Here is a 2,867-nt window from a genome sequence, read left to right on the forward strand (position 1 = left end):
GGGACCAGCGCTTTGGTCCGCGCGACATAGGGGGGAACCTCACCGGGAAATCGCCGCGCCATAAGCCGGCCCCCGGCGCCGACCCGCCACACAAAGATCGCCCCCAGCAGAATGAGCAGAAAGACGAACGGGCCACCGAGCGCGACCGCGGAGCCGATGCCCGCGAGCAGGCCGCCCGTATACATGGGATGGCGCACGTAGCGGTACGGGCCTGACGTCACCAGCTCATGTCCCTGCTTGGCTGAAACGGTCTGGCTCCAGTTACGCCCGAGGCTTTGCCGCGCCCAGACCAGGAAAAGCATGCCGGCAACCGTCATCAGCATGCCGACGCTGCTGACCATCCCGTTCACGGGCGCGAAGTTGACGAAGGCGAAGAATGGCAGACTCGGAAGCAGGAAAGCCGCGATCATGGCCAACATCAGGCCGAAGCTCTGCAGCAAATGCGGCTCCGTATCCCGTTTCACTCCGATCGCTTGGACAGTCAGGTAGACAATGAGCAGTATCCAGGCGGCATAGATGAACCACACGACGGTCATGGCTGCTCCTCGCAATGCCGGCCGCGCCATTCGGTGCAACGCGTTCCGTCTTGGCCGAAGCTGGCGCCCAGTGCTAGAAGATGGCCACCTTCAACCGGACGGCAAGACATGGCCGGACTTTCCCGTCTCGCAACGATCGGCCTGATGGTTATCTGCGTCATGTCTCGCGACGCCGTCGCCGCGACGGTCGACGATCTTTACCAATCGCAGACCATCGTCACCGGCCAGGGTGAAGAAAACCGTCAGCTCGGCTTCAGGACTTGCCTCGACAAGGTGCTCGTCCGTGTTTCGGGCGATCAGCGGCTGCTTGCCAGACGCGAAATGGACGCGCTGCGCGACAAGGCCGGCAGCTTTGTCGACTCGTTCCGGTACCGCGACCGGCTGGAAGGCATTCCGATCCATGACGAGCAAGGCACGCATGACCGGCCGCATGACCTCACCTGCCTCTACAAGCCTGATGTGATCGACAAGGTGCTGGCGTCGCTCGGCAGCAAACCCTGGCTTGGCGAGCGGCCGACGCTCACCGTCTTTCTCACGACCGAACAGGGCGCTCGGCATTTCGCACTGACGGCCGAGGAAAAGCGTGGCGAGACGATGCGCGAATCCTTCGTCAATGCCACCGGTCCAACACTGATGCATGTCGTCTTTCCGAAGGCCGCGCAGCTTGGGGACCTGAGCGAAGAAGCGTTGCGCGCGGCCGGCATGGCAAGGCTCGATCGGCTGGCCAAACAGGCCGGTGGCGCCAGAGCGCTCGCCGGCAGCATCGTATGGAGCGACAAGGAATTCGGCTGGATCGCCGATTGGCGGCTGGCCGATCACGGCAAGACCTATCGTTGGCAGGTGCGTGGGGTCAGCTTCGACGAGGCGTTCCGTGTCGCCATCGGAGGCGCGGCGCAGATCCTTTCGGGTAATGGGCAGCCCTGACCCAATAGGCGTGGTGGGACAGCGCTGTGGCAGCTTTGACCCCTGGCACAAACGTGTCGCATTGGTCAGCACCAGGGGCTCGTGGTAAAAGCCGTCGATCCGGAGTTTTGGCCATGAACAAATTCACCCCAGCAAAACCTGCCGGCGCGCGCAGCGTCGACGACGTCACCGGCAGCCGCCGCCTGCGCCGCATGCGCAAGGCCGACTGGTCGCGCAGGCTCGTGCAGGAGAACCGGCTTTCGGTCGACGACCTGATCTGGCCGATCTTCGTCGTCGAGGGCAGAAATGTCCGCGAACCGATCGCCGCCATGCCCGGCGTTTTCCGCCTTTCGGTCGACCTTGCCGTCAAGGAAGCCGAACGCGCTGCCAAGCTCGGCATTCCGGCACTAGCCACTTTCCCCAATGTCGATCTCGGCCTGCGCGACCAGACAGGCTCGCACATCCTCGACCCGGAAAACATCATCAACCGCGCCACCCGCGCGATAAAGGACGCGGTGCCCGAGATCGGCATCATCACCGATGCCGCGCTCGACCCGTTCACCAGCCATGGCCATGACGGCATCCTGCGCGACGGCATCATCGTCAATGACGAAACCGTGGAACAGGTCGCGGCGGCTGCCGTCATCCAGGCGGCGGCCGGTGCCGACATCATCGCGCCTTCGGACATGATGGACGGCCGTATCGGCGCCATCCGCGACGCGCTCGACGCCAACGGTTTTCAGGACGTGGCGATCATGTCCTACGCCACCAAATTCGCCTCGGCCTTCTACGGCCCCTATCGCGAGGCGGTCGGCACCGCCGGCCTGCTCAAGGGCGACAAGAAGACCTACTATATCGACCACGCGAATTCGGACGAGGCGGTGCGCGAGGCCGAACAGGACATCGCCGAGGGCGCCGACATGCTGATGGTCAAGCCCGGCCTGCCCTATCTCGACATCATCCGCCGGCTGAAGGACGAATTCCAGATGCCGACCTTCGCCTACCAGGTGTCGGGCGAATATTCGATGATCAAGGCGGCGGGTGCAAATGGCTGGATCGATGGCGAGAAGGCGATGCTGGAATCGCTGCTCGCCTTCAAGCGTGCCGGCTGCGATGGCATCCTGACCTATTTCGCGCCCGAAGTGGCTGTGATGCTGAAGGGCTAGCCCCGACTTCCCGGGCAATGCCTTTCAGTAGGTGTCACCACTCTTTCGATCGGTCGGCGGTTCCTTCGAATTCCCGCTGACAAAAACCGGCAGCCGCGGCTATGATAGTCGCACGGCCGGAGGCGGCCGGCAGCCCGCACCTCGGACAAAGAGGTATGGCGAACGCCTCCAGAGGATGCTCCCTGACCCGTTTCACCGTCGGGCGAAGGCGTCGGCAATGCGGGCACTGACGAAGGCTTCGCCGTGACCCGAGGAAACGGAC

Annotated in this window: 3 protein-coding genes; 2 read left to right on the forward strand and 1 reads right to left on the reverse strand. The window is 63.7% G+C overall.

Translation table 11 applies throughout. From position 1 onward, the window contains the following. The coding region (locus EOA36_RS32525) for an isoprenylcysteine carboxylmethyltransferase family protein (protein WP_210212438.1) at positions 1-566 on the reverse strand (566 nt) is incomplete at its 3' end. A 78-nt stretch (positions 567-644) separates the two neighbouring features. Between EOA36_RS32525 and EOA36_RS32530 the strand changes: the two genes are divergently transcribed. Together EOA36_RS32530 and hemB are read left to right on the forward strand one after the other, a co-directional pair. Then, positions 645-1,460 carry a DUF2066 domain-containing protein gene (locus EOA36_RS32530; protein WP_127280909.1) on the forward strand — a complete coding sequence of 272 codons (816 nt, stop codon included), beginning with the start codon at positions 645-647 and terminating at the stop codon, positions 1,458-1,460. A gap of 113 nt (positions 1,461-1,573) precedes the next feature. Then, on the forward strand, positions 1,574-2,605 hold the full coding sequence (gene hemB / locus EOA36_RS32535; protein WP_127280910.1) for a porphobilinogen synthase: 1,032 nt from the start codon (positions 1,574-1,576) through the stop codon (positions 2,603-2,605). Positions 2,606-2,867: the final 262 nt, after the last annotated feature.

Origin of the sequence: Mesorhizobium sp. M8A.F.Ca.ET.021.01.1.1, assembly GCF_003998025.1 — a bacterium.
Classification (GTDB): domain Bacteria; phylum Pseudomonadota; class Alphaproteobacteria; order Rhizobiales; family Rhizobiaceae; genus Mesorhizobium.